Below are 24,343 nucleotides of genomic sequence, written 5' to 3' on the forward strand. Positions count from 1 at the left end.
GTGCGCACTCACGAGGAATGCAGCGGGCCACCGTCTACCCAGCGCAGGTAGGCACTCCAGGCCCCGTTCCTCGAGGGAGAAAACATGAACCTGCGCACCGCTTGGCTGGCCCTCGTCCAGCACCACGCGCTGGACCGCCCCGCCGCGCTCCAGCTCGAATCCCTGGCCCCCTGGCACGAGCCCCCGCCCCAGCTGCAGCGCCACCTGTGGCGCACCGTGGCCGTGCTGGCGGCCGCCCTCGGCGGCCTGGGCATCGTGATGTGGATCGCATCGAACTGGGACACGCTGGGCCGCCCCGCCCGCTTTGCCCTGCTGCAAGGCTTTGTGGCCGTGATGTATGCCGGGGCGCTGTGGCGTGCAGCGGCGCGGGTGCCTCTGGGCATTCTGGCGCTGCTGGGCACGGGCGCTCTGTTTGCCTACTTCGGGCAAACCTACCAAACCGGGGCCGACCCCTGGCAGCTGTTTGCCTGGTGGGCCGTGTTGACGCTGCCCCTGGCCATAGCCGGGCGCAGCGATGCGCTGTGGGCCCCGTGGGTGCTGGTGGCCACCACCGGCATTGCGCTGTGGGCGCAGGCCCACACGGGCCACCGCTGGCGCGTGCTGCCCCAGGACCTGGGCGTGCACCTGCTGGCGCTGTCGGCGGCGCTGGGCGTCACGGCCGCCATGCTGCCCTTGCCCGCCTTGCAGCGCGTGACGGGCGCCGGGCTGTGGTCCTTGCGCACCGCGGGCGCACTGGCCATCACGCTGGTGACCACCACGGCCCTGCCCGCACTGTTCCACTCGCCAGTGGCGCCGCACTACGCGCTGGGCTTGTTGCTGCTGGCGGGCACTGCGGCCGTCACAGGGCAGCGCCGGTGTTTTGACCTGTTCTTGCTCAGTGCCTCCACGCTGGGGCTGAACGTGCTGCTGGTCACCGGGCTGGCCCGCTTGCTTCTGGAGGGCTCGCGCGGCGATTTGATAGGCGGGCTGCTGATGGTGGGCCTGATGGCCGCAGGTTTGCTGGCAGGCAGCGTGCAGCTGGTGATGCGCATGGCGCGCAATGCCCAGGCCCTGGACCCGCAGCCCCAGCCAGCCCACAACAGTGCCGATGCCCACGCAGACGCCACCAAGGACAACGCATGAGCCAGACCGCGATACCTCATACGGACAACACCCAGGCAAACAACGATTTGCCTGGATCGCCGCTAGAAAAAATGCTGCACAGCGCCCAAGCCCTCGGCCTGTTGCCCGCCAACGCTCAGCCCACTGCAGACCCCGGCCGCCCCTGGCCCGTGGTGCTGCTGACCCTGCTGGGCGCATGGCTGGCAGCCCTGCCTGTGCTGGCGATTTTTGCGCTGTTTGCCGGCCGCTGGCTGCTGGACGGCGCGGGCACCTACGTGGTGGGCGCGCTGGCCCTGGCGGGTGCCGTGGCGCTGCTGCGCGCACAGGGGCTTGCCCTGTTCCTGGAGCAGATCGCCATCCCTGCGCTGTTCACCGGCGGGTGGCTGCTGGGCTTTGCCCTGGTGCGCGATGGGCCTCACTTGCTGGCCGCGGCCACGCTGCTGTTGATCACGCTGGCCGTGGCCGCAGCCGTGCCCCAACACTGGCTGCGCACCCTGCTGGGGGGCGCGGCCGCAGGCCTGTGGGCCTGGACGGTGGGGGCCACTTGGCACCACCTGCACCGCAGCATCGACGTCACTATTTTGTGGGGGGCCCTGCATGTGGCGCTGCTCACCTGGGTGGGCCTGCTGGCCCTGCAACACCAAGCCCTGGGCCAGCACAACCGGTTGGCCGTGGCGCTGGAACCCCTGGCCTGCGGCTGGGTGGTGGCGGTGCTGTGCGGGCTGGCCCAGCTGTCGGGCATGACGTTCATGCTGGCGGGCGTGCTGGGCGGCAGCGGTGGGCTGTGGGAGCCTGCCAACCACACCACGGGGTCGGGAGCCTCGTCGCTGGTGTCCGTGAACCAGGTGGGTTCTGTGGCGCTGGTACTGGCGGCAGGCTGGGTGGCGCAGCGGGCCTGGCCTGCGCTGCGCCAACCCCAGGCGGCCGCGCTGCTGCTGGTGCTGGCCGTGCTGGGCTTTTTCATGCCCACGCTGGGGGCCGCCCTGCTGGCGCTGGCCATCACCGGCACCACGCAGCGCTGGCGCCAGGCCGCAGTGGCCGCGCTGGCTGCGGCGTGGATGGTGGGCAGCTTTTACTACCAACTGGCCTGGCCCCTGGCCACCAAGGCCATGGTGCTGGCAGGCTGCGGCGCCGTGCTGGGGCTGCTGGCCTGGACGGCACTGCGCGCAGCGCAACACACCGCCACCGCCCAGCCCGCCCACAGCACCGCGCCCGCAGCCCAGGCTGCTGGTGCTATCGGGGCTATCGGGGCTACACCGCGCATCGCCATCTGGGCCCTGGTGCTGGGCCTGGCCTGCACCCTGCTGGTGGCCAATGTGGGCATTGCACAAAAGGAGCACACCATTGCCCAGGGCCGCAAGGTGTTTGTGCCCCTGGCTCCGGTAGACCCACGCTCGCTGATGCAGGGCGACTACATGCGGCTGAACTTCCAGCTGCCTGCAGAGCGCATCACTTACGAGGAACTGGCCTGGGGCCAGCGCCCCCACGCCGTGGGCACGCTGGACGAGCGCGGCGTGGTGCAGTGGCTGCGCATCGACTTGGCCGAAGCACCGCTGCAGGCCGGGGAGATGCGCTTTGCCCTGACCCCACGCGACGGGCAGTGGACGCTGGTGACCGACGCCTGGTACTTCCGTGAGGGCGATGCGGCCCGGTGGGAAACGGCGAAGTTTGGAGAGTTTCGCGTAGAGCCCGATGGCAAGGCCCTGCTGGTGGGCTTGGCGGATGCGCAGTTGCGCGGCATTGCCCCCTGACGGGACAAAGGGGGCAGAGCGCGCCGCAATCTATTTCACACCAAACGCCTGATTAGCAACCTGCCCCAGACCGCTTACCCCCAAGCCGTTCGGGCTGAGCCTGTCGAAGCCAGGGCGCCTTTTTCCAACAGCCCTTCGACAAGCTCAGGGCGAACGGTCTATCTGAGGCAAGTAGCCATTCAGAAAAAACAGCCTCCAGCGCTTATTTCACAAGCGCTAGCAGCTATTTAATTGATAGCAAATCCTGCAACCGCAACCGCGCAAATCCAGCGGCATCCCACAGGGGGGCCAGCCGCACGGTCTGGTCCAGCAGCAGGCATTGCACCAGCGGCTCCAGCGCGGTGCGTTCGGGGTCGGCCAGCAGCACGTAGCGCAGCTCGGGGGCGTCGGACGGGCCCGCCACCGCATCGCTCACCTGGGCAATCCAGTCCAGCGACGTCAAGGTCTCCAGCACAGGCTCCAGCTGCAACGCATCCACGCGCAGCAGTTCGGCCAGTTGCGCTGCCCGCAGGCCTTTGCTGGGCAGCTGACGTGCCCGGTGCAGCTCTTGCAGCACCTCTACCGCCAACTGAAACCCCCAGCCCGCCACCGTGCCACGCCGCGCCACGCCTGCCAGCAGGCTGGGCAAATACGCCGTGACCACCGCCCCCAGCAGCACGATGACCCAGGCCACGTAAATCCACACCAGCAAAATCGGCAGCGTGGCAAACGCACCGTACACCACCGAATAGGTCGGCACCTTGGCCAGGTAGGCGGCCAGCACCTTCTTGGCCAGCTCCATGCACACGGCCACAAACAGGCCGCCCACCCAGGCGTGCTGCCACTTCACCGGCGTGTTGGGCACATAGTGGTACAGCCCCGCCATGCCCGCCGCCAAGATCAAGAACTGGATCGAATCCACCAGCAGGCCCACCCCATCGGGCAGCGTGCGCACCAGCCCGCTGGATGCCGACATGACATACGACGTGAGCGCCAGGCTGCCGCCCAGCAGCAAAGGCCCCAGCGTGATGGCCGCCCAGTAGATCAGCACCCGCTGGCCCAGCGGGCGCAGCCGGCGCACGCGCCAGATGTTGTTGAGCGTGCGGTCGATGGTGAGGATCAGCATGAGCGCTGTGCCCAGCAAGATGCTGAAGCCCAGCGCCCCCAGCCCGCTGGCCTTGGCCGCAAACTGGGTGAGGTAGCCCAGCACCTGGCGCGAGATGCTGTCGGGCACCAGGCTTTCAACCAGCCACTTCTGCACCACGCCCTGCAGCTTGCCAAAGATGGGAAAGGCCGTGAACACCGCCAGTGCCACCGCCAAAAATGGCACCAGCGCCAGCACCGTGGTGAAGGTGAGGCTGCTGGCCGTCAGGCCCAGCTGGTCCTCGCGAAAGCGCTCGCGCAGCGTCTGCGCTGTGGTGCGCCAAGGAAATTTCGACAGATCGTCCAGCAGCATCTCAATGCGCTGGGCCACTGTCTGCAAGGTCAATCGCATGGCCTATATGATCCAAAGCCCGTGATGGGCCCCAAGGGTTAAACGGGCGCCTGGCAGCTGCAGACCCATGGCCTGCAGCTGCCAGGGCAACAGCGCGCATTGTGACCGCTTGCCGCCCCCTGCCCCGCCCGGCCGCCTGCCCATGGCGCCCATCCCCCTGCACCCAACGTTTGCCCATGACCGACACCGCCCACCCCGCCACGCTCCAAGCCGCCCCCCCCGAAGTGGCTGCCACCCGCTGGGTGGCCACCGCCAGTCTCATCGCCCTGATTGCGCTGTGCGTGGCATGGGAGCTGGTGCTGGCACCACTGCGCCCCGGCGGCACCTGGCTGGCCATCAAGGCGCTGCCGCTGTGCATCCCGCTGGCAGGCATCCTCAAAAACCGCATGTACACCTACCGCTGGGTCAGCCTGGTGATCTGGCTGTACTTCACCGAAGGCGTGGTGCGCGCCTGGAGCGACAAAGCCCCCGGCAACTGGCTGGCCATGGCCGAGATTGCGCTGTGCCTGGTGCTGTTCACGGCCTGCACGCTGCACGTGCGGCTGCGCCAGCGCAATGCGCGTGCGCTGGCCGCCACGCAAGTACTAACCCAGCCCGCCAAGCCCGCCCACCCTGACACCGCGCAAGCCGACACCGCGCAAACTGACACCTCGCAAACTGACACCCCACAAAGCGATGCAGCCAGCGCACCCACTGCCCTCACAGAACCTCTCGCGCGAAAGGACTAATGCCATGCCGAACCTGACCACCCCGCTGCTCGATACCTTGCGCTCCATCGTGGGCGATGCCCATGTGCTGACCGAGGGCGACCTCACCGCCTGGGAGCAAGACTGGCGCCGCCGCGTGCGCGGCAAGGCCCTGGCCGTGGTGCGCCCCGCCAGCACGCCCGAGGTGGCTGCCGTGGTCAAGGCCTGCGCCGCCGCAGGCACCGCCGTCGTGCCGCAGGGCGGCAACACCGGGCTGGCCGTGGGCTCCACGCCCGACGACACCGGCACGCAGATCGTGCTGAGCCTCACGCGCATGAACGCTGTGCGCGCCGTGGACACCGACAACCTCACCATGACGGTGGAGGCGGGCTGCATCCTGCAAAACCTGCAAGAGGTGGCGCGCAACGCGGGCCTGCTGTTCCCGCTGTCGCTCGCGGCCGAGGGCAGCTGCACCATTGGCGGCAACCTGGGCACCAACGCAGGCGGCACCCAGGTGGTGCGCTACGGCAACACGCGCGACCTGTGCCTGGGGCTGGAGGTGGTCACCGCGCAAGGCGAGGTGTGGAGCGGCCTCAAGGGTCTGCGCAAGGACAACACCGGCTACGACCTGCGCGACCTGTTCATCGGCAGCGAGGGCACGCTGGGCATCATCACCGCCGCCAGCATGAAGCTGTACCCCCAGCCTGCCGCCAAGCTCACCGCCTGGGCCGCCGTGCCCTCCATCGAGCACGCCGTGCAGCTGCTGGGCATGGCCCACAAGCAGTTGGGCGCGGGCCTCACGGGCTTTGAGGTGATGGGCCAGTTTGCGCTGAGCCTGGTGGGCAAGCACATGCCCCAGTTGCGCGTGCCCTTTCTGGGTGAAGAGACAGCGCCCTGGTGCGTGCTGCTCGAAAACTCCGACAGCGAATCCGAAGAGCACGCCCGCGCGCGGTTTGAAGCCTTGCTCGAATCCGCCTTTGAAGCCGGCTGCGTGACCGACGCCGTGGTGGCCGAGAACCTCACCCAGGCGCACCAGCTCTGGCACATCCGCGAGAGCATTCCGCTGGCCCAGGCCGAAGAGGGCCTGAACATCAAGAACGACATCTCCATCCCCATCTCGCGCATCCCTGCGTTTGTGGCCCACACCGACGCGCTGCTGCAAAGCCAGATCCCTGGCGTGCGCCTGGTCAACTTTGGCCACCTGGGCGACGGCAACCTGCACTACAACGTGCAGACACCGGCCGAGGGCGATGCCAAGGCCTTCCTACGCGACTACGAGGCGCAGGTGAACCATCTGGTCTATGAAGCGGTGGCCGAGTTTGGTGGCTCCTTCTCTGCCGAGCACGGCGTGGGCGAACTCAAGGCCGACAAGCTGGAGAAATACCAGTCCCCGGTCGCGCTGGGCATGATGCGCGCCATCAAGCAGGCGCTCGACCCACAAGGCCTGATGAACCCGGGGCGGGTGTTGAAGGCTTAGGCCAAGGGACGGACAAGCGTCATCCGCTCTGGACAGCTGGGTGACTCAGGGATGTCGTGCATAACCCCTGCGAGCTGCGATCGCACGGTTTCGGGCGGCCCACTGCGTTGCGTTTCTTGCCAATAGCACGGCTATTGGCAAGAAATAACGCCTTCTGATCCATCCCTACCAGCACGGTCACTGCCGCGCGACGGATATGCGGGACATCCGTTAAGCGGTGACGGTTGAGGAAGGTGACTGCACTCGCCGGTCAGCTTTTGCAATCGGCGGTTGTAAGGCGTATGCGCGTGATCTCCACACCATCAGAGCCACTGTATACATACACCATATTTACGTTGTTATCGCGAAACATCCGCATGTCCGGACCCTTGCAAAAATCTTCAAGGTGAGGGGGGCGCAATAACTGCCCGACTCGATTGGAGTCAAGGCCAGACGATTTGAGCGCCATCAGCGTATGAAAATAATAAACCTGTCTTCCAGGCTCAGCAGAAATTCGATCCAGACGAATTTCGTTAGAAAGCAGCATGGGCAATTTTTTGTTGTTTATTTCCGCAGCTTGCGCCAGTTGTTTTTCGACACTAGGCCCTTCCGACTCTTTTGCTGCGACATTTTTATGGCCTGCCGAAGAAATATTCTTCAGTGAATTCCCGATATCTTTAAACCCAACCAGGAATACGAGGGCAACCACAGAAACAAGGTATGCCAGAACGATTTTCCAGCGCGGCGCGTCCATCCTTCCTCTGCCAAAAAGCCAACCAACAAATAAGGATGGGAAAAATAGAACCACGATCAAACCGCCAATCATCTTTGGCTCGGTGACACCATTAATCTTCAAAAACACCAATGCAGCCACAAAAAACAAAACTGCACAACCAAAAGCTACCCGATAAGGACTCGATTCCGTTTTCATAAAAACAATTATTATAAAAATATAAAAATGAAATTCACCAAATAGAATTCGAAAAATTTCACCCCCCGATCCCCTTTAATCTACAAAAGGTTCTCATCCTCGAATATAACTTCACTCAAGCCAAAATTTGAGGGAAAAGCATGCAGTGCGAATGACCCGACGAGGATCGAACCGGTGTGCTACCTCAGTGACCTGTTTACCCACGAAGCGGCGCGCGGGCGCGGTGTGGGCCGCGCGCTGGTGGAAGGCGTTTACTCAGCCGCACGTGCCGCCCGATCGCGGCGGATGTACTGGCAAACCCAGGCCACCAATGCCGCCGGACGCCACCTGTACGACCAGCTGGCCAAGCACCAGGGCTTTATCGTGTACGCCCACGAGCTGCTTGCGCACCAAACGCTACCAAAACGATAGCCTCTAGCGCTTATGTATAAAGCGCTAGAGGCACTTTAGACCACCAAAAATGGTGCAATGAGTGTGCGCCCCGGCCCCCGCTCACAGGCGCTTGCGCATGGGCTGCGCCTGCAGACCAGCCCAGGCCTGCACCGCACCGGCGGGCTCGTACCCATGCCGCCGGTAAAAGGGTTCTGCCGTGCGCGTGCTCTCTAGCTCCACAGCGGCCACACCCGCTTGCCGTGCAGCGTCTTCTGCGGCCTGAAGCAGCGCACGCCCCACGCCCTGGTGCAAGGCCTGCGGCACCACGTAGCACAGGGCGAGCTTGCTTTGCATGAGCAGCACAAACCCCACCATGCGGGCGCCCTCATCACCGCCCCGGTAAGCCCCCCAGGCCATGGCGCCCGGCGCAGTCATCCAGGCAGCGAAGCGTTCTGCCGTCTTGTTGGCCAACCACGCGGCAAGCACCTGCGGGTCATCGCGATGGTCCAGTGCGCAGCAGTGGGTGATGGACTGCCGCACCACGTCGCAGGCCTGCGCCGCCTCAGCGGCGTTGGCGCGGCACACGTCGGTGTGGGGTGTGAGGAGAATTTCTGGCGTGGCCATGCTGCTGGACCCAGGCGAATCAAACTGCCGGACGCTGAGAGCGATTCAAACCAAAGAGCTGACCATGAGAGCCGCAAAACCCAGCAGCACGTAAAACACCAGCCCGGCCAGCTGCATACCGCTCCAGGTGAAAACCCGCTGACCATCACGCTTGAAGGAGAGCGCGCCCGCAGGGCCATGCATACGGCCCTCCGCGCCACCCAGCGACTCACCACGCCAGCGGCCGAGGCTGATCATTTGCACAAACAGTTTTCCCGAAAGGGCGATCACCAACTCCATCGCGCCCCATGCAAGCGCGGCAAGAAGTTCGGGCATTTCAGTCTCCTGGCTCAAGAACGGGACACAGCATACATGTCGACGACAAGACTGGGACCGCAGACCCCCAACCAGATTTGCGGAATGCCAGAGAACGGCTTGCCCTCTCAGCCTGAGCATCTGTTCAGACCAACGGAAGGGGGCGATCCATGGAAACGTGCGGCTGCCGGGAGGCGTAGTCCTGCCCCTTTGGAACACACGCCGCCAACCCCATAGCAAGCTAGCCTGCAGGCATGAGCCACCTGACCTATCTGCGACCACCAAGGATGTAGATGGGCACGTAAATGGCAGGGCTTACACACGCACTGGACACCGGCATCGCCCGCGTTTCTGCGCGCCGCACCTCGCCCGTCACGTTCGGATAGTGGGTCCGAAGGTAACGTGTCGCAGCGGCGATGTCGTCGCGGTACTGCACACCGATCTGAGCCCCCGATGGGGTGTATTCAATGTCGCCAAGATAGACCACCGAGGCTTGCGGAACTTTGAGCACCAGTGCCTTCGCGCCGTTGCAGGGGGCATAGGGTTTCGCAAACGCTCCGGCGCGTGTATCGGCGATCATGGTCAGTCCGATCAACTGTTCCGGCTTCACTTTGGCGACGAGATAACCGTCGGTTGGGGTGCCATTGATCACGGCATTCGACCAGCTGCTCTTGACGAATCTGCCTTGTTCCTCGGAACCAGGAAAAAACAGCACTTTGTAATGCGCCGGTTTGATACCAAGCACAACGACGGTTTCATCGGCTGCAGGCGCCTCCGCTCCCGCCTGCAATACGGCAGAAGTCCCGCAGGCCGTCAACAGCGCCATGGACGCGCAAACGATAAGTGTTTGTATGCGTTTCAAAAAAATCTCCGAAAGTCTTTCCAAAGTTGTTGCCAACATCTCCGGTTGCTGGCCCGATCCGATGACCTGCGGCAAAACCTGCACCGTCTCAGGCAGACGCTTTGAATCAGCCAGGCGCAGCACACACGACGCAATCCCGATAGCCCAAAACGTCGAGATGGTCAAAGCACGGCCCTTCGCAAGCGAAGCACACCATGCGGCGGTACGTATGGGTGATGTTTGCGCTACTAAACGGTCACTGTTTTTTGAACGACGACCACGCCCACCAGACGACCCAACCCAGCACCAAACCACCCACAGCGGCGCCAACGAATGAGCCGATGACTTCAGGGGTAGCAAGCTCCTTGCGGTTCACAAAATTATTGATGCGGACCACAAGGCTGATGACGGTGGCAACCAGCAAGAATTTCCAACGAGCTTGACGCGCCGACTCTCTGACAACCATAGAACCTCTGTTGAATGAAGAAACCGGCGGCATGTTATCGATGGATGCTGTTCAAAGCTGATTCCATTTGTACGCAACCAATGCCCCCTCCAGAGACTCGTTTACCAGCGAGCGATCATGCCGTCTGCGCCGGATGCTTTTGCGCCCAATCCACCGCCGCCTCCCACCCCGGCGGAACACACCCCTGCTCCATCACGCACAGGCTGGCGCTGGCCAGGGCGTGGCGCAGTGCGTGTTGGCAGGCGGTGTCTGACAGCGCCGCCACAAACCGCGCAAACGACCCCGCCCCCGCTGGCTGAGACTGGCGCAGCAGGTGGGCCAGCAGGCCCGCCAGAAAGCTGTCGCCCGCGCCCACGGTGTCGGCCACGGGCAAGGGCTGGGCCTCTTGGGCAAAGCACTGGGTGCCGTTGCGGTGCAGCAGCCATGCGCCGTTGGCGCCGAGCGTGAGGGCCAGCAGATGGGCTTGGGGGTTGGCGGCCAGCAGGTGGCGGGCGCGCTCCAGCGCGCTGGCGCCGGGCACGGCCAAGTGGTCCAGGTCTTCGTCGCTGGCTTTGATGAGGTGGGCGTGCGCCAGGGCGGCGTGCACGGTGCTGCGGTAGGCGGCCAGGTCGGGCATGACGGAGGGGCGCAGGTTGGCATCGACCACCACGCAGTGGCCTGCGGTGCGCTGGGCGGCTAGCCAGGGCAGGTAGGTGGCGGCGTCGCGGGCATCGAGCGCCAGGGCGCCGGTGCAAACCACCTGCAAAGCGGGCAAGGCGGTGCAGGCATGGCCCAGGCCTTGTGCTGACACGGCGCGGTCGGCCACGCCTTCGCGGTAGAAGGCGTAGTCGGGGTGGCCGTTGGCGTTGAGGTTGACGACGGCCAGCGAGGTGACTTGCTGCACCGGATCGGGCTGCGCCAGGTGCACGCCATCAGCCATCAACTGGGCCTCCAGCTCGCGGCCAAAGCGGTCTCGGGACAAGGGGTTGAGGTACTGCGTGCCCACCCCCTGGCGGGCCAATGCGCGGCACAGGTTGTAGAGCGCACCGCCCAGGCAAGGCAGGTAGCTGCCATCGGGGCGGCGGATCAGGTCGATGAGGGCTTCGCCCGCGATGGCGGCCTGGATTGGGGTTGCGGCGGGCATTGGAGAGAGATCAACAGCGTTCATGGGAATCGGTGGTGGGGTGGTTCAGGCACACATCCCGTTCACCCTGAGCTTGTCGAAGGGCATGCATGGCACACGCCCTGGCTTCGACAGGCTCAGACTGAACGGTGGTGGTGGCTTGGATACAAAACGGCCTGCAGACCAGATAAATCAAGCGCTGGCAGCTATGGTTTTTGATGATTCTGTGCCAACGCCTCGACAGGCTCCGCCCGAACGGCGGGAGGAATTCACGGCGGAGGTGCATTGGCGGCAATGCGCTACGGCCGTCAGAACTGCGCTTGCAGCGCCGGGTACAGCGCCACATAGCGGGCATAGCGCTCGGCCAGCAGGGCTTGCTGGGCGGGCTGGGGCTGGAAGGTGGCATCGGCCGCCAGGGGTTGGCACCAATGGGCTTCGTCGCCACTGCAGGCCATGGCGACCAGGCGGGCCGCGCCCAGCGCGGCGGCGGCGTGGGCGCCCTCGGGGCGCTGTAGTGGGGTGCCCAGGGCGCTGGCCAGCAGCTGGGCCCAGGGGTTGCTGCGGGCACCACCGCCGACCAGGGCGAGGGGGCTGGAGTTCACTTCAGTGTTGGAACGGAGACGGGCTTCGACAGGCTCAGCCTGAACGGCTGGGGTGGAACCCGCAGCGCGCATGGCGTTGAGGCCATCGAGCAAACCAAAGCCCACGCCTTCCATCACGGCATAGGCCAGGTCAGCGGCGTCGTGCTCGGCCCGCAAGCCCATGAAGACGCCGGTGGCAGCGGCGTTGTTGTGCGGGGTGCGTTCACCACTCAGGTAGGGCAGAAACAGCGGGGCCTGGGCCTGACGCGCGCAGGGCAATGCGCCGACTGCGGCGGACAACTGGGCCTCGTCGCCCCGGCCGGTCAAGCGGGTGACCCAGCCAAAGGCGCTGGCCGCGCTGAGCATGACGGACATGTGGTGCCAGCGCTGGGGCAGCGCGTGGGCAAAGGCGTGCACGGCGCGCTCGGTGGCAGGGGCAAAGGCATCGGTCACCCGAAACACCACGCCCGAGGTGCCCAGCGACACAAAGCCCTGCCCAGCGGTGCGCGCGCCCACGCCCACGGCGCTGGCGGCGTTGTCGCCCGCGCCTGCAGCCACGACCACGCCTTCGCCCAGCCCCCAGCGGCGGGCTACGTCACCCAGCAGCGTGCCGGCGGGTGCATTGCCCTCAGCCAGGGCGGGCATGTGCGATGCATCCAGCCCGCAGGCCTGCAGCATGGCCGGGCTCCAGGCGCGGGCCTGCACATCCAGCCACAGGGTGCCGGATGCATCGGACATATCACTCACCGCCGTGCCGGTGAGCTGCAGCCGCAGCCAGTCTTTGGGCAGCAGCACGGTGCGGATTTGGGCGAAGACTGCGGGCTCGTGCGTGCGCAGCCACAGCAGCTTGGGGGCGGTGAAGCCGGGCATGGCGAGGTTGCCGGTGATCTGGCGCGCAGTGGGCACGGCCTGTTCGAGCGCAGCGCATTCGGCGCTGGCGCGGCCATCGTTCCACAGAATGGCGGGGCGCAGCACCTGGCCCTGCGGCCCCAGCACCACCGCGCCGTGCATGTGGCCCGACAAGCCGATGCCACGCACCTGGGCCCAGGCGGTGGGCACCTGCGCGCGCAACTGGGCGACGGCGGTCTCGACGGCAACGAGCCAGTCGGCGGGGTGCTGCTCGCTCCAGGTGGGCTGGGGACGGTACTGAGGCACGGCGGCATCGGCCGTGGCGATGACGGTGTGCGCTTCGTCCAGCAGCAAGAGCTTGACGCCGGAGGTGCCTAGGTCGATTCCGAGGTACATGGGGTGGTGATGCAATGGGTCAGCCCAAGAGGGCCGAGGCGGTTTGAAAGCGAATGCGGCGGGGCGGCTTCGACAAGCTCAGCCCGAACGGCTGTGGCGATGGTTTTTTGAATAAAAATGGCCTGTAGGGCTCGTCAATAAAGCGCTGGCAGCTATGGTTTTTGATGACGCTGCGCCCTGGCTTCGACAAGCTCAGCCCGAACGGTAGGGGGAAAGCTGGGAGCACAGGTTTGAACGCAGGACGCAATGAAGCCCCGGTGCCAGATAGACATCACACCTTGCCAAACCGCCCCACGCCCTGCTTGCGGTATTCACTGGGCGTCATGCCCTTGATGTCCAGAAAGCGGCGGTTGAAGTTGGCCATGTTGTTGAAGCCCACGTCATAGGCGATGTGGGTGATGTAGCGGTCGGTCTCCATCAGCAGTTGGCAGGCGCGGTTCACGCGCACCAGGTTCACAAAGTCGGTGAAGGTGTTGCCCGTGGCACGGCGAAAGAAGCGGGAGAAGCGGCTTTCGGTCATGTCCAGCTCTTGCGCCAAATCGGCAGCCGACAGCGGCTCGGCAAGGTGGTCGGTGATGCGGCTGACGATGGCGTTGATCTGCGCGAGTTGGGTGTCGCTGTCTTCGCTTTGCAGCTGGGCGCTGGAGAGCAGGCGATAGTCCGTGCAGCGGGCCAGCTCGCCCATCCATTCGCAAAACGCCGCAAAGCGCGCCAGCCCCTGGGTGGACTTGATGCGCCGCCAGTGCTCCGTGGCCTGGGCCTGCTGGCCAAAAAACTCGATGCCGTGGCGGGCGCGCTCCAGCAGAGGCAGCACCTCGCGCAGCTCGGGGATGCCCTCGCTGGCATCGACCAGTGGCTGGTGCGGGAACTGCACCACCAAGTCGCGCTCGGGGTAGCCCGCCTCGGGCACGTCCATGCTGATCCAGTTGTGCGGCAGGCGCGGCCCTGTCAGCACCAGCTGGCCGGGGGCGAACTGGCCAATCCAATCGCCCACAAACAATTTGCCCGACGAGGCCGTGATGAGGTGCAGCTCGTACTCGTCGTGGTAATGCCAGCGCGCCAGCGGGGTCGGAAAGCCGTGCGACAGGCAGCGGATAAAGCCCGCAGTCTCTGGTGGCTCGTAGCCGAGCTCGGGTGAGCGGGAGTAGGCATGCTCCAGCTCGGGCTTGGTCTGGCGCGGCAGTGCATGAAGCGTGGACATGGCGTTTGGAATGCAGAGTCGGGTGACGTGACGGCTTATTGTGCGGCGGTGCTGCTGCCCAGCCCCGCCTTGCGCGGGTGCCGGGCCACAAACGCGGCCACCTGGGCGCTGGCCGTGCGCAGGGCCTGCACCAGGCGCGCATCGCCCGCCAATTCGCCCCACAGCACCTTGTCAGCAGCAAACGCGGCCACGGGGTCAGCGGCTTCGCAGATGGCATGGGCGGCGGCTGGGTCCATGGCCTGGTCTTGGTAGGTGTAGGGGATGTGCCCCGCGTGCCAGCGCTGCAGATAGGCCAGGAACAGCGCAGGCAGCACGGCCACGGCGGCAATGCCCTCGCCCCGGGCCAGGCGTTCGCGCACCGTGGGCGCGATGAAGCCGGGGATCTTGCTGTAGCCGTCCATGGCCACGCGCTGGTTGGTGTCTTCAATGGCGGGGTTGCCAAAGCGCTCCAGCACCACGTCTCGGTAAGCGGCCAGATCAATGGGGCTGGGTTGCAGCACGGGGATGGTGTCTTGCGTCACGTAGTCAAACGCCAGCTGGCGGATGGCGTCGTCGTGCGTGCCTTCGTGGATGAAGCGGTAGCCCACCAAGGTGCCCGCCCAGGCAATGCAGCTGTGCGTGGCGTTGAGCAGGCGGATCTTGGCCTCTTCGTATGGTGCGACAGATTCGACCAGCTCCACGCCCACGCGCTCCCACGCGGGGCGGCCATTGGCAAAGCGGTCTTCAATGACCCACTGGATAAAGCTCTCGCCCATCAGCGCAGCGGGGTCGGTGCGGCCGGTGGCCGCTTGAACGCGGGCCACCACATCGGCCGTGGGGCGCGGGGTGATGCGGTCCACCATGGCGTTGGGGCTGGTGGTGTGGGCTTCGATCCAGGCGACCAGATCGGCATCGCCCAGGGCCTGCACAAACTGCAGCAGGCCGCTGCGCGAGCGGTCGCCGTTGTGGCGCAGGTTGTCGCAGTTGAGCAGCGTCACAGCCCCTGCTCCGGCCTGTCTGCGCGCACGCAGCAAGGTGGTGAGCGCGCCGTAGATGGTGCTGCCCGCGCGGCCCTCCCGCAAGGCTTGCAGGTCGGCCTGCAGATCGGGCGCGCTGGCCCAGTCGAGCTGGTGGCGGCTGTCGAGGTAGTAGCCCGCCTCGGTCACGGTGAAGGAAATGATGCGGGTGCCGGGCTGCGCGGCAATGGCGATGAGCCCCGCCAGATCGGGCGTGTAGGGCACCACGGTGCGGATGGACTCGACCCAGGTGTAGCTGCGCTCGCCCTGGGCGGTCACCGTCTCCAGCGTGTAGGCGCCGCCTTGGGCTTGCAGGGCGGCAATGGTGTCTTGCATGTCGGGGCGCAGGTTGCCGCCGGCCAGCACCCAGCGGGTGTCGCCCAGCTGGTGCAACTGGTGCAGGTACAACGCCTGGTGCGCGCGGTGGAAGGAGCCCAGCCCCAAGTGCAGGATGGTGAGCGTGTCTTGTGCGGTGGTCATGGAATGCGGCGTCTGAAATGCGAAATCGGGGTTGCAAACGAATGGGGAGTCAGCGGGCAGTCAACGGGAATTGGCCTGGGCCAGCACCACACGGCCTGCGCTGTCAAACCAGTGGGCCTGCTCGGTGGCCACGTTGAGCGACACGGCATCACCCGGCAGCAGCAGCGTGCGTTCATTGAGGCGGGCCACCAGTTGCGCGCCCTCGGCGGTGCGCACATACAGCAGCGTCTCAGCCCCCAGGGCTTCGACCAGCTCGACCTGGCCGGTGATGGCGCCCTGCCCTTTGGGCTGCACCGTCACGGCCTCAGGCCGCAGGCCGATGGAGCCCCCCGCAGCCGCGCCAGGCGCCAGTTGCTGCACCGCCGCAGGCAATTGCGCCAGGGGCACCACGTTCATCTGCGGGGTGCCGATGAACTGCGCCACGAACTGGTTGGCGGGGCGGTCGTACAGCTCCAGCGGCGTGCCGACTTGCTCGATCTGTCCATCGCGCAGCACCACCACTTTGTCGGCCAGCGTCATGGCCTCGACCTGGTCGTGCGTGACGTAGATGGTGGTGGCGCCCAGGTCGCGGTGCAGCTTGGCGATCTCCACACGGGTCTGGCCGCGCAGGGCGGCGTCGAGGTTGGACAAGGGCTCGTCAAACAAAAACACCTTGGGTGCGCGCACGATGGCGCGGCCAATGGCCACGCGCTGGCGCTGGCCGCCCGACAGCTCCTTGGGTGTGCGCTGCAGGTACTGCGTGAGGTTGAGGATGCGCGCCGCGTTCTGCACTTTCTCGTCGACGACCTGCTTGTCGACCTTGGCCAGCTTGAGGGCAAAGCTCATGTTTTCGTACACGCTCATGTGCGGGTACAGCGCGTAGCTCTGGAACACCATGGCCAGGTCGCGCTTGCTCGATGGCTGGTCGGTGATGTCGCGGCCGTCCAGCATCAGCGTGCCACCGTCGATGGCTTCGAGCCCCGCAATCAGCCGCAACAGCGTGGACTTGCCGCAGCCCGAAGGGCCGACGAAGACGATGAACTCGCCCTGGTTGATGGTGAGGTCAATGCCCTTGATGGCGCGGTGTTCGCCAAAGAATTTTTCGATGCCGCGCAGTTGAAGGTAGGCCATGGAATCAGGTTCCTGAAATCTTGAAAAACTGTGGAGACGACAGGCTGCGGATTTACTTCACCGCGCCGAACGTGAGGCCCTGAACGAGCTGCTTCTGGCTGAACCAGCCGAACACCACGATGGGCGCAATGGCCATCAGCGATGCGGCGGACAGCTTGGCCCAGAACAGGCCCTCGGGGCTGGAGTACGACGCGATCAGCGTGGCCAGCGTGCCTGCCTTGGCGGCGCTGAGGTTCAGGCTCCAGAAGGCTTCGTTCCACGACAGCACCAGGCACAGGAGGCCGGTGGATGCGAGGCCCCCCATGCCCAGCGGCAGCAGCACCAGGCGCACCTCTTGCCACAGCGTGGCGCCGTCCATGCGGGCGGCCTCCAGGATCTCGCGTGGGATGTCCTTGAAGTGCGAGTACAGCATCCAGACCATGATGGGCAGGTTGGACAGCGCGAACACGATGATGAGTGCGAGCTGCGTATCGAGCAGGTGGCTCTTTTGCGCCAGCACGTAGATGGGCACCAGCGCGCCCACGGCGGGCATCATCTTGGTCGAGAGCATCCACATCAAAATGTCTTTGGTGTACTTGCCCTTGAAGAACGCCATGGCATAGGCCGCCGGTGCGGCCAGCAGCAGGCCCAGCAGCGTGGAGAGCACGCTGGTGATGACCGAGTTCTTGGCGTACAGCAGGTAGTCGCTGCGCTCTTGCACTTCGTGGAAGTTTTCGAGCGTGGGCGTGAACAGGATTTGCGGGGGCACTGCAATGGCCTGCAGCTCGGTCTTGAAGGCGGTGAGGAACAGCCAGGCCAGCGGAAACACCAGCAGCAAGGCCACGGCCCAGGCCACAGCGGTGCGCAGGGCCAAGAGGCCGAGCGGGAATTTGGAACGGCGGCGAGCAGTCATGGGCTTTCTTTCTTACTTGTCCAGGTTCTTGCCAACCATGCGGATCAGGAACACGGCCGCGATGTTGGCCAGCACCACCGCAAACAGCGCCCCGGCCGAGGCCACGCCCGCATCAAAGTTGAGCAGTGCCTGCTTGAAGATGAGGAAGGTGACGTTGGTGCTCGCATCGCCCGGGCCACCGCCTGTGGTGGTGTAGATCTCGGCAAAGATGCTGAGCAGGAAGATCAGCTCAATCATCACGACCACCGCGACCGAGCGGCCCAGGTGCGGCAGGTACAGGTAGCGCAGCTGCTGCAGGTAGGTGGCGCCGTCCATGCGGGCGGCTTCGAGCTGCTCGTGGTTCATGCTTTGCAGCGCGGTCATGAAGATGAGCGTGGCAAACGGCAGCCATTGCCACGACACCATGACGATGACGGAGAACAGCGGAAAGTCGGTGAGCCAATCCACCGGCTGCGCGCCAAAGAACATCCACACCTGCGCCAGCACGCCGTAGATGGGGTTCATCATCATGTTCTTCCACATCAGCGCGTTCACGGTGGGCATGACGAAGAACGGCGAGATCAGCAACACCCGCACAATGCCGCGCCCCGGAAACGGGTCGTTGATGAGCAACGCAATCGCAATGCCCACCACCACCGTGATCAGGATGACACTGCCCAGCAGCCACACGGTGTTGAGCACGGCGGTGCCAAACGACGGGTCGGTGACGAAGTACTCGAAATTCTCCAGCCCCGCAAAGCCCGACTGGTCGGGCTGCATGAGGTTGTAGCGGATGAGCGAGAAGTAGATCGTCATCACCAGCGGCACGATCATCCACAGGAAGAGCGTGGCCATGGCTGGCGTGAGCAGCAGGCGGGGGAGCAGGCGGTTCATGGGAGTCTCAGGAAAAGTCCAGCCGAAATGGGTATTCATCCAGCCGAAATAGGCATTCAGTCGACACAGCGAAGGCCGAGGTGGCGGTGGTGTTCCTCGCCCTACTTTCGTACGGCGAGGAACACCACCGACAGATCAGCCCACGCAGTCGCCAGATGAATGCTTACTTGTAGTAGCCGCCCTTTTTCATCTCGCGCTCGGCGGTCACCTGGCTGGCCTTGAGCGCGGCGTCCACCGTGGTCTTGCCCGCCAGGGCTGCACTCATTTGCTGGCCCACGGCGATGCCGATGGCCTGGAACTCAGGGATGGCAGCAAACTGCACGCCCACGTACGGGCTCTTGGGCAGGGTCGAATCGGTGGGGTTGGCCGAGTCGATGGCCGTCTTTTCTGCGGCGGCAAAACGGGCGGCTTTCTGGAACTCTGGCGACGCGTAGGTGCTCTTGCGCGTGCCGGTGGGCACGTTGGCCCAGCCATTGGTCTTGGCCACGAGCTGGATGTAGTCCTTGCTGGTAGACCAGGTGATGAACTTCTGCGCGGCATCGACCTTCTTGGAGCCTGCGGGGATGGCCAGATTCCACGACCACAGCCAGTTGGCGCCCTTGGGCGTGTTCATGGTGGGCGCCTGGGCAAAGGCCATGTGCTCGGCCACCTTGGACTGCTTGGGGTCGCTCACGAACGAAGCCGCAATGGTCGCGTCGATCCACATGCCGCACTTGCCGGAGTTGGTAAGTGCCAGGATTTCATTGAAGCTGTTGGACGACGAGCCGGGGGGGCCGTAGTTCTTGAGCAGGTCGACGTAGAACGTGATGGCGTCCTTCCAGGGCTTGGATTCGAGCTGGGGCTTCCACTGCATGTCAAACCACTGGCCGCCAAAGGTGTTGACCAGCGTGGTGATGAAGGCCATGTTGTCGCCCCAGCCGGGCTTGCCGCGCAGGCAGATGCCGTACACGCCGTTCTTGGGGTCGTGCATCTTGGCGGCCAGGTCCTTGATCTGCGGCCAGGTGGGGCGCTCGGGCACCTGCACACCCGCCTTGTCGGCCAGGTCCTTGCGGTACATGAGCATGGAGCTTTCGGCATAGAACGGCGCGGCAAACAGCTTGCCGTCCACCGACAGGCCGCTGCGCACGGCGGGCAGCAGGTCGTCCGCATCGTAGGCGGCGTCGGTCTTGAGCTCTTGCAGCCAGCCCTTCTTGCCCCAGATGGGCGCCTCGTAGAGGCCGATGGTCATCACGTCGAACTGGCCGCCCTTGGTGGCGATATCGGTCGTCACGCGCTGGCGCAGCACGCCCTCTTCCAGCGTCACCCACTTGAGCTTGATGTCAGGGTTGGCCTGCTCGAAGTTCTTGCTGAGCTTTTGCATCTCGATCATGTGGCCGTTGTTCACGGTGGCGATCACCAGCTCGGTCTGCGCCTGGGCGGCGCCACCGCACACGGTCAGCGCCAGGGCAGCAGCCCAAGCCAAGCGGGCGGGCACGGCACGAAGGGAAGAGGACATCGAAAGGTCTCCTGGATAGTTGGTATGGATTCCGGGGTTCAGCACCGCAGGGCGGGCGGAACCTGTGCAAACCCCAGGTTCCTGCGCTGAGGGGTTGAACGATACCGATCTCCGCTTGCCCAATTGGTACTCAAAACACCAACATCCATACTTCATTGCACCAAAAACCTAGGATTTATCCCTAGTACGGCCAAATGGGTACGCACAGGCACCTATCAGGCGGCATTTTGTGCACCGCAGCATCACCTTCACTATCAAAACAATAGCTGCTAGCGCTTTTCCATAAAGCGCTAGAGGCAATTTTCATTCAAATACCAGCGGCAGATGGCGCGCGCAGCGTGGGCCGCCATCCAGCCCGTCCACCGGCCGCTGAAGACCTGCAGCGCGGATGGGCTGGCCCGCTTAAAATCGGCCGCTTGGTCTCCGGCCCCTGCCGTGTGCCGTTTCACCCTGCGAGCCCCCTCCCATGAACCAGCCTGTCGCCCCCACACTGCAACGCCCCGTCCGGTCTCAGTACGAAGACCTCATGCGGCTGGTGTTCACCCAAGGGGTGGAAAAGGCCGACCGCACCGGCACGGGCACCAAGAGCGTGTTCGGCCACCAGATGCGGTTTGACCTGAAGGAAGGCTTTCCGCTGGTCACGACCAAGAAGGTGCACCTGCGCTCCATCATTCAGGAGCTGCTGTGGTTCCTCACGGGCTCAAGCAACAACAACTGGCTCAAGGAGCGCGGCGTCAGCATCTGGGACGAATGGGCGCGCGAGGACGGCGAGCTGGGCCCCGTGTACGGCGTGCAGTGGCGCAGCTGGCCCACGCCGGACGGCGGGCACATCGACCAGATCAGCGATGTGATCCAGACGCTCAAGACCAACCCGGACTCGCGTCGCATCATCGTGAGCGCCTGGAACGTGGCCGACCTGAACAAGATGGCGCTGATGCCTTGCCACGCGTTCTTCCAGTTCTACGTGGCGCCAACGCAGGAGCCCGGCGGGCGCGGCACGCTGAGCTGCCAGCTGTACCAGCGCAGTGCGGACATCTTTTTGGGCGTGCCGTTCAACATTGCCAGCTATGCGCTGCTCACGCACATGGTGGCGCAGCAGTGCGATCTGGACGTGGGTGACTTCATCTGGACGGGTGGCGACTGCCACATCTACAGCAACCACTACGAGCAAGTCACCACGCAGCTGGCGCGTGCGCCCTACCCTTACCCCACACTGAACATCAAGCGCAAGCCGGCCAGCATCTTCGAGTACGAATACGAAGACTTTGAGGTGCTGGACTACCAATGCCACCCCGCCATCAAGGCGCCTGTGGCGGTGTGATTCCATTTCCACATCATCCGTGTCGTTGTTGCTTCGCCTTGCCGTGCTACAGCACTGTCTGCGGCTTCGCGCCTAGACACGAATAATCTGGAAACGGAATGACACCAGCCCCCCGTTCGCTTTGCGCTGCAGCGGCTCCTCGCGCAGCGCAGCCCTGATTGCCTCTGCGGCATCGCGGCATCCACTCAACAACCACCATCACAAAGAGCACCCACCATGTCTTCCGGCGGATTCCACGTACACGGCCCCCACGACCATGCCATCGAGCACGCCACCCAAGGCCATGGGGACGACCACGCCCCCAGCCACGGCGAGCAAGGGCACGGCGGCGGCAGCAGCACCAACAAGATCGCAATGTTCACCGCCATCGTGGCCACGGTGGGCGCCATCTTTGCCTACATGGGCGGCGCCACGCAGGCCAATGCGGGGTTGATGAAAAACGACGCCGCAATCAAGAAGACCGAGGCCTCCAACCAGTGGAATTACTTCCAGTCCAAAAGCACCAAGCAGTCCCTGGCCGAGCTGGCCCGCGACCTGACACCGGGCGAGCAAGAGAAGACCAAGTACCAGGCCAAGATTGACCGCTACGAGACCGAAAAGAACGAGATCAAGAAAGTGGCCGAGGGCATGGAAGCCGATGCCCGCGCGTTTGACCACCAAAGCGATGCCCAGATGCACCAGCACCACCGCTGGGCCCAGGCCACCACGGCACTGCAAGTGGCCATTGCCCTCGCCGCCATTGCCCTGCTGACGCGCAAGAAGTGGCTGGAATGGGGCATGTATGGCGTAGCAAGCATTGGCCTGGGCGTGGGCGTGCTGGCCATGCTGCACATCTGATCGCACCGCTAACCGAAGCCCCCGCGCCATGACCCTGCCGCCACTGCACCTCATCTACGCCCGCGCTGCCAATGGCGTGATCGGCAGAGACAACGCCATGCCCTGGCACCTGCCGGAAGACATGGCGCACTTCAAGCAGCTCACGCAGGGCTGCGTGGTCATCATGGGGCGCAAGACCTGGGACTCGCTGCCCCCGCGTTTTCGCCCGCTGCCTGGACGCACCAACATCGTGGTCACCCGCCAGGTCGACTGGCAGGCCGCAGGCGCGCTGCGCGCGGACAGCCTGGCGCAGGCCTTGCAGCAAGCCCAGGCGGCCAGCACCGAGCCCGGCCGGCCGGTGTGGGTGATGGGCGGCGCGCAAATCTACGCCCAGGCCCTGCCCCTGGCCAGCCGGGTCGAGGTGACTGAGATTGCGCAAGACTTTGACGGCGATGCCTACGCCCCCACGCTGGACGCGCAATGGGTGGAGGCCGTGCGCACCCAGCACGTCAGCACCAACGGCCTGCCTTTTCACTTTGTGAGCTATGTGCGGGGCTGAGCGATAGCCACACCGCACACGGCCAATCGCTAACCGCTCCTTATTTCATAGCTGCTAGCGCTTATTAAAGAAGCGCTAGAGGCCTTTTTCATCCAAACCACAGGCCCATCTGCCTTGCCTGTTTTTCATTGGCTTGACGTAACACGCGTGTTACAACGACGACTTTCTTCGGAGGAAAAGCGTCCATGGCCCATCGGAAAAGTCTCAACCGCACGGCAAAGCAACGCCGCATCGCGCACTTCTTGTCACAGCCCCTGCAAGCGGCGGCCCCTGGCCAAAGCGCCACGCTGACGGCGGCCCAAAAAGCCGACCTGGAATCCCGCACCGTCGGGCACGTGGTCTTCCCGTGGGACCCTGACTATGACCAGGACCGGCAGGAGACCAACCCTGCGTTTCAGTATTACCCCCTGGCCATTGTTTACTGCACTTGCGAAACCGATGTGCGGGTAAGCATGGCGGTTGCCCAGGATTGGGGGCTGGCGGTTTCAATCCGCTCGGGCGGGCACAGCACGGCAGGTTATTCGGTCAACACCGGCGGCATCGTGATTGACCTGAGCGAGATGAAGGGCGTGGTGCTGGACGAAGACCGGGCCCTGGTGCATGTGCTGCCCGGCACGCCGTTTGAGGTGTTCAACGGCGCACTCAATGGCACGGGCTGGCATGTGCCCACGGGGGCTTGCGGCAGCGTGTGTGTGGCCGGGTTTGTGCAAGGCGGTGGCTATGGCTACACCTCGCGCACCTTTGGCATCCAAAGCGACAAGGCAGCGGCGTTTCGCGTGGCACTGGCCAGTGGCGAGGTGGTGACTGCCAAGGCCGACGGCGAACATGCCGATCTGTTCTGGGCCTTGCGGGGCGGCACCGGCGGCAACTTTGGCGTGGTGCTGCAGGTCAGCTACCACATGGTGCGCCTGCCATCGGTGTGGGGCTGGTCCATCACCTGGCAAGCCGAGCAGGCCGCACAGGTGCTGGAGCTGCTGCAAAGGGATTACACCCGCCAGGGAGCCCCCGACCAGCTGGGCTACATGATGAACCTGGGCTACTACAACGGGCAGGTGGTTTACATGGTGCAGGGCATGTACTGCGGCCCGCGCGACGAGGGCTACGCAGCCATCCAGTCGCTGCTGCAAATCCCCGGTGCGCAGCTGGTGGTGGACAAGGTGGGCACCTACCCAGAGCTGAACAACTACTTTGAAGACAACCCCTACCCCCTGCCGCAAGACCTGCCCGACGGCATTTGCGAGACCAAGGCCAGCGGGTACATCGACAAGCCTATTCCCCAGGCGGTGTGGCAGCAGGTCATCGACCAGTTCCACAAGGCCGTCAACCCCTGGAGCATGGTCTACACCGAGCCCTATGGCGGCGCCATTGCCCGCTACCCCGTGAAGGACAGCGCCTTCGTGCACCGCCATGTGGACATGGATATCGTGATAGATGGCTGCTGGCGCAACGAGGACGAACGCGTGAAGGTGCAAGCCTGGATCGACGGGCTGTACGACCTGCTGCGCCCCTACATGAACGGGCACGTGTACCAGAACTACCCCAACCGGGCTTTGCAGGACTTTGCCCAGGCCTATTGGGGCGACGAGGCGTACCTGCGGCTGCGCGAAGTCAAGACGAAGTACGACCCGACCAACTTCTTCTGCTACGAGCAGAGCATTGCGCCTTTGTGAGCGAAGC

At 64.6% G+C, this 24,343-nt stretch carries 21 protein-coding genes and 2 pseudogenes; 9 read left to right on the plus strand and 14 right to left on the minus strand.

The window, feature by feature from the left end:
- Positions 1 to 84: 84 nt before the first annotated feature.
- Entirely contained in the window at positions 85 to 1,122 is a 1,038-nt protein-coding gene (locus CLU86_RS11650) for a DUF2157 domain-containing protein (RefSeq protein ID WP_099741711.1), read from the plus strand.
- Entirely contained in the window at positions 1,119 to 2,852 is a 1,734-nt protein-coding gene (locus CLU86_RS11655; RefSeq protein ID WP_233194967.1) for a GDYXXLXY domain-containing protein, read from the plus strand. The genes CLU86_RS11650 and CLU86_RS11655 overlap by 4 nt, the downstream gene beginning before the upstream one ends.
- A 223-nt stretch (positions 2,853 to 3,075) precedes the next feature.
- On the opposite strand, the gene CLU86_RS11660 is transcribed toward CLU86_RS11655, so the two are convergent.
- A complete protein-coding gene (locus CLU86_RS11660; protein ID WP_099741713.1) occupies positions 3,076 to 4,326 on the minus strand; it encodes a YihY family inner membrane protein in 1,251 nt (416 codons plus the stop codon).
- A 176-nt stretch (positions 4,327 to 4,502) separates the two neighbouring features.
- Here CLU86_RS11660 and CLU86_RS11665 point away from each other — a divergent pair.
- Both CLU86_RS11665 and CLU86_RS11670 read left to right on the plus strand, forming a co-directional pair.
- Positions 4,503 to 4,901: pseudogene (locus tag CLU86_RS11665) on the plus strand (DUF2069 domain-containing protein); the annotation flags it as partial.
- 157 nt (positions 4,902 to 5,058) lie between these two features.
- On the plus strand, positions 5,059 to 6,489 hold the full coding sequence (locus CLU86_RS11670) for an FAD-binding oxidoreductase (RefSeq protein ID WP_199175117.1): 1,431 nt from the start codon (positions 5,059 to 5,061) through the stop codon (positions 6,487 to 6,489).
- A 250-nt stretch (positions 6,490 to 6,739) separates the two neighbouring features.
- On the opposite strand, the gene CLU86_RS11675 is transcribed toward CLU86_RS11670, so the two are convergent.
- The gene (locus CLU86_RS11675; RefSeq protein ID WP_143226704.1) at positions 6,740 to 7,399 is read right to left on the minus strand and encodes a hypothetical protein; all 660 of its coding nucleotides are present in this window, start codon (positions 7,397 to 7,399) and stop codon (positions 6,740 to 6,742) included.
- A 159-nt stretch (positions 7,400 to 7,558) separates the two neighbouring features.
- Between CLU86_RS11675 and CLU86_RS11680 the strand changes: the two are divergent.
- A pseudogene (locus tag CLU86_RS11680) lies at positions 7,559 to 7,810 on the plus strand (GNAT family N-acetyltransferase); the annotation flags it as partial.
- Between the two features lie 81 nt (positions 7,811 to 7,891).
- Here CLU86_RS11680 and CLU86_RS11685 read toward each other — a convergent pair.
- The 12 genes from CLU86_RS11685 to CLU86_RS11735 all read right to left on the minus strand — a co-directional run bounded on the left by CLU86_RS11685 (position 7,892) and on the right by CLU86_RS11735 (position 19,970).
- Positions 7,892 to 8,395: a GNAT family N-acetyltransferase gene (locus CLU86_RS11685; RefSeq protein ID WP_099741717.1), complete on the minus strand. Its 504-nt coding sequence runs from the start codon at positions 8,393 to 8,395 to the stop codon at positions 7,892 to 7,894.
- Between the two features lie 45 nt (positions 8,396 to 8,440).
- Positions 8,441 to 8,710, minus strand: coding sequence for a hypothetical protein (locus CLU86_RS11690; protein WP_099741718.1), 270 nt, complete (start codon positions 8,708 to 8,710; stop codon positions 8,441 to 8,443).
- A 247-nt stretch (positions 8,711 to 8,957) separates the two neighbouring features.
- Positions 8,958 to 9,716, minus strand: a complete 759-nt coding sequence (locus tag CLU86_RS11695) for a hypothetical protein (RefSeq protein ID WP_099741719.1) — start codon at positions 9,714 to 9,716, stop codon at positions 8,958 to 8,960.
- Between the two features lie 70 nt (positions 9,717 to 9,786).
- A complete protein-coding gene (locus CLU86_RS22825) occupies positions 9,787 to 9,954 on the minus strand; it encodes a hypothetical protein (protein WP_158236326.1) in 168 nt (55 codons plus the stop codon).
- 157 nt (positions 9,955 to 10,111) lie between these two features.
- Complete coding sequence (locus CLU86_RS11700) at positions 10,112 to 11,143, minus strand: PfkB family carbohydrate kinase (protein ID WP_233194971.1); 1,032 nt, start codon at positions 11,141 to 11,143, stop codon at positions 10,112 to 10,114.
- A gap of 263 nt (positions 11,144 to 11,406) precedes the next feature.
- Positions 11,407 to 12,924, minus strand: a complete 1,518-nt coding sequence (gene xylB / locus CLU86_RS11705; RefSeq protein ID WP_099741721.1) for a xylulokinase — start codon at positions 12,922 to 12,924, stop codon at positions 11,407 to 11,409.
- Positions 12,925 to 13,195: 271 nt separating this feature from the next.
- Positions 13,196 to 14,125, minus strand: coding sequence for an AraC family transcriptional regulator (locus CLU86_RS11710; RefSeq protein ID WP_099741722.1), 930 nt, complete (start codon positions 14,123 to 14,125; stop codon positions 13,196 to 13,198).
- A 35-nt stretch (positions 14,126 to 14,160) separates the two neighbouring features.
- On the minus strand, positions 14,161 to 15,600 hold the full coding sequence (gene dalD / locus CLU86_RS11715; RefSeq protein WP_099741723.1) for a D-arabinitol 4-dehydrogenase: 1,440 nt from the start codon (positions 15,598 to 15,600) through the stop codon (positions 14,161 to 14,163).
- Between the two features lie 60 nt (positions 15,601 to 15,660).
- Positions 15,661 to 16,710: an ABC transporter ATP-binding protein gene (locus CLU86_RS11720; protein WP_099741724.1), complete on the minus strand. Its 1,050-nt coding sequence runs from the start codon at positions 16,708 to 16,710 to the stop codon at positions 15,661 to 15,663.
- A 52-nt stretch (positions 16,711 to 16,762) separates the two neighbouring features.
- A complete protein-coding gene (locus tag CLU86_RS11725; protein WP_099656238.1) occupies positions 16,763 to 17,602 on the minus strand; it encodes a carbohydrate ABC transporter permease in 840 nt (279 codons plus the stop codon).
- Between the two features lie 12 nt (positions 17,603 to 17,614).
- Positions 17,615 to 18,475 carry a carbohydrate ABC transporter permease gene (locus tag CLU86_RS11730; RefSeq protein ID WP_099656239.1) on the minus strand — a complete coding sequence of 287 codons (861 nt, stop codon included), beginning with the start codon at positions 18,473 to 18,475 and terminating at the stop codon, positions 17,615 to 17,617.
- Positions 18,476 to 18,638: 163 nt separating this feature from the next.
- A complete protein-coding gene (locus CLU86_RS11735) occupies positions 18,639 to 19,970 on the minus strand; it encodes a sugar ABC transporter substrate-binding protein (protein WP_099656240.1) in 1,332 nt (443 codons plus the stop codon).
- A 466-nt stretch (positions 19,971 to 20,436) separates the two neighbouring features.
- On the opposite strand from CLU86_RS11735, the gene CLU86_RS11740 reads away from it, so the two are divergent.
- From CLU86_RS11740 to CLU86_RS11755, 4 genes are all read left to right on the plus strand, one after another.
- Entirely contained in the window at positions 20,437 to 21,291 is an 855-nt protein-coding gene (locus CLU86_RS11740) for a thymidylate synthase (RefSeq protein WP_099741725.1), read from the plus strand.
- A 216-nt stretch (positions 21,292 to 21,507) separates the two neighbouring features.
- Positions 21,508 to 22,128 (plus strand): DUF4337 domain-containing protein, encoded by a 621-nt coding sequence (locus CLU86_RS11745; protein WP_099741726.1) that lies wholly within the window; start codon positions 21,508 to 21,510, stop codon positions 22,126 to 22,128.
- 28 nt (positions 22,129 to 22,156) lie between these two features.
- Positions 22,157 to 22,666: a dihydrofolate reductase gene (locus CLU86_RS11750; RefSeq protein WP_099741727.1), complete on the plus strand. Its 510-nt coding sequence runs from the start codon at positions 22,157 to 22,159 to the stop codon at positions 22,664 to 22,666.
- 185 nt (positions 22,667 to 22,851) lie between these two features.
- The gene (locus CLU86_RS11755; RefSeq protein ID WP_099741728.1) at positions 22,852 to 24,336 is read left to right on the plus strand and encodes an FAD-binding oxidoreductase; all 1,485 of its coding nucleotides are present in this window, start codon (positions 22,852 to 22,854) and stop codon (positions 24,334 to 24,336) included.
- Positions 24,337 to 24,343 lie beyond the last annotated feature (7 nt).

Source organism: Acidovorax sp. 62, from assembly GCF_002754495.1.
Taxonomy (GTDB): Bacteria; Pseudomonadota; Gammaproteobacteria; order Burkholderiales; family Burkholderiaceae_C; genus Acidovorax.

What these genes read in the sequence shown, in the direction of transcription:
- CLU86_RS11730 (WP_099656239.1), bottom strand. Translation starts at nt 18,475, where the DNA reads ATGAACCGCCTGCTCCCCCGCCTGCTGCTCACGCCAGCCATGGCCACG.
- dalD (WP_099741723.1), bottom strand. Translation starts at nt 15,600, where the DNA reads ATGACCACCGCACAAGACACGCTCACCATCCTGCACTTGGGGCTGGGC.
- CLU86_RS11720 (WP_099741724.1), bottom strand. Translation starts at nt 16,710, where the DNA reads ATGGCCTACCTTCAACTGCGCGGCATCGAAAAATTCTTTGGCGAACAC.
- CLU86_RS11660 (WP_099741713.1), bottom strand. Translation starts at nt 4,326, where the DNA reads ATGCGATTGACCTTGCAGACAGTGGCCCAGCGCATTGAGATGCTGCTG.
- CLU86_RS11755 (WP_099741728.1), top strand. Translation starts at nt 22,852, where the DNA reads ATGGCCCATCGGAAAAGTCTCAACCGCACGGCAAAGCAACGCCGCATC.
- CLU86_RS11685 (WP_099741717.1), bottom strand. Translation starts at nt 8,395, where the DNA reads ATGGCCACGCCAGAAATTCTCCTCACACCCCACACCGACGTGTGCCGC.
- CLU86_RS11650 (WP_099741711.1), top strand. Translation starts at nt 85, where the DNA reads ATGAACCTGCGCACCGCTTGGCTGGCCCTCGTCCAGCACCACGCGCTG.
- CLU86_RS11655 (WP_233194967.1), top strand. Translation starts at nt 1,119, where the DNA reads ATGAGCCAGACCGCGATACCTCATACGGACAACACCCAGGCAAACAAC.
- CLU86_RS11740 (WP_099741725.1), top strand. Translation starts at nt 20,437, where the DNA reads ATGAACCAGCCTGTCGCCCCCACACTGCAACGCCCCGTCCGGTCTCAG.
- CLU86_RS11670 (WP_199175117.1), top strand. Translation starts at nt 5,059, where the DNA reads ATGCCGAACCTGACCACCCCGCTGCTCGATACCTTGCGCTCCATCGTG.
- CLU86_RS11675 (WP_143226704.1), bottom strand. Translation starts at nt 7,399, where the DNA reads ATGAAAACGGAATCGAGTCCTTATCGGGTAGCTTTTGGTTGTGCAGTT.
- CLU86_RS11745 (WP_099741726.1), top strand. Translation starts at nt 21,508, where the DNA reads ATGTCTTCCGGCGGATTCCACGTACACGGCCCCCACGACCATGCCATC.
- CLU86_RS11690 (WP_099741718.1), bottom strand. Translation starts at nt 8,710, where the DNA reads ATGCCCGAACTTCTTGCCGCGCTTGCATGGGGCGCGATGGAGTTGGTG.
- CLU86_RS11725 (WP_099656238.1), bottom strand. Translation starts at nt 17,602, where the DNA reads ATGACTGCTCGCCGCCGTTCCAAATTCCCGCTCGGCCTCTTGGCCCTG.
- CLU86_RS11750 (WP_099741727.1), top strand. Translation starts at nt 22,157, where the DNA reads ATGACCCTGCCGCCACTGCACCTCATCTACGCCCGCGCTGCCAATGGC.
- CLU86_RS11735 (WP_099656240.1), bottom strand. Translation starts at nt 19,970, where the DNA reads ATGTCCTCTTCCCTTCGTGCCGTGCCCGCCCGCTTGGCTTGGGCTGCT.
- CLU86_RS11710 (WP_099741722.1), bottom strand. Translation starts at nt 14,125, where the DNA reads ATGTCCACGCTTCATGCACTGCCGCGCCAGACCAAGCCCGAGCTGGAG.
- xylB (WP_099741721.1), bottom strand. Translation starts at nt 12,924, where the DNA reads ATGTACCTCGGAATCGACCTAGGCACCTCCGGCGTCAAGCTCTTGCTG.
- CLU86_RS11700 (WP_233194971.1), bottom strand. Translation starts at nt 11,143, where the DNA reads ATGAACGCTGTTGATCTCTCTCCAATGCCCGCCGCAACCCCAATCCAG.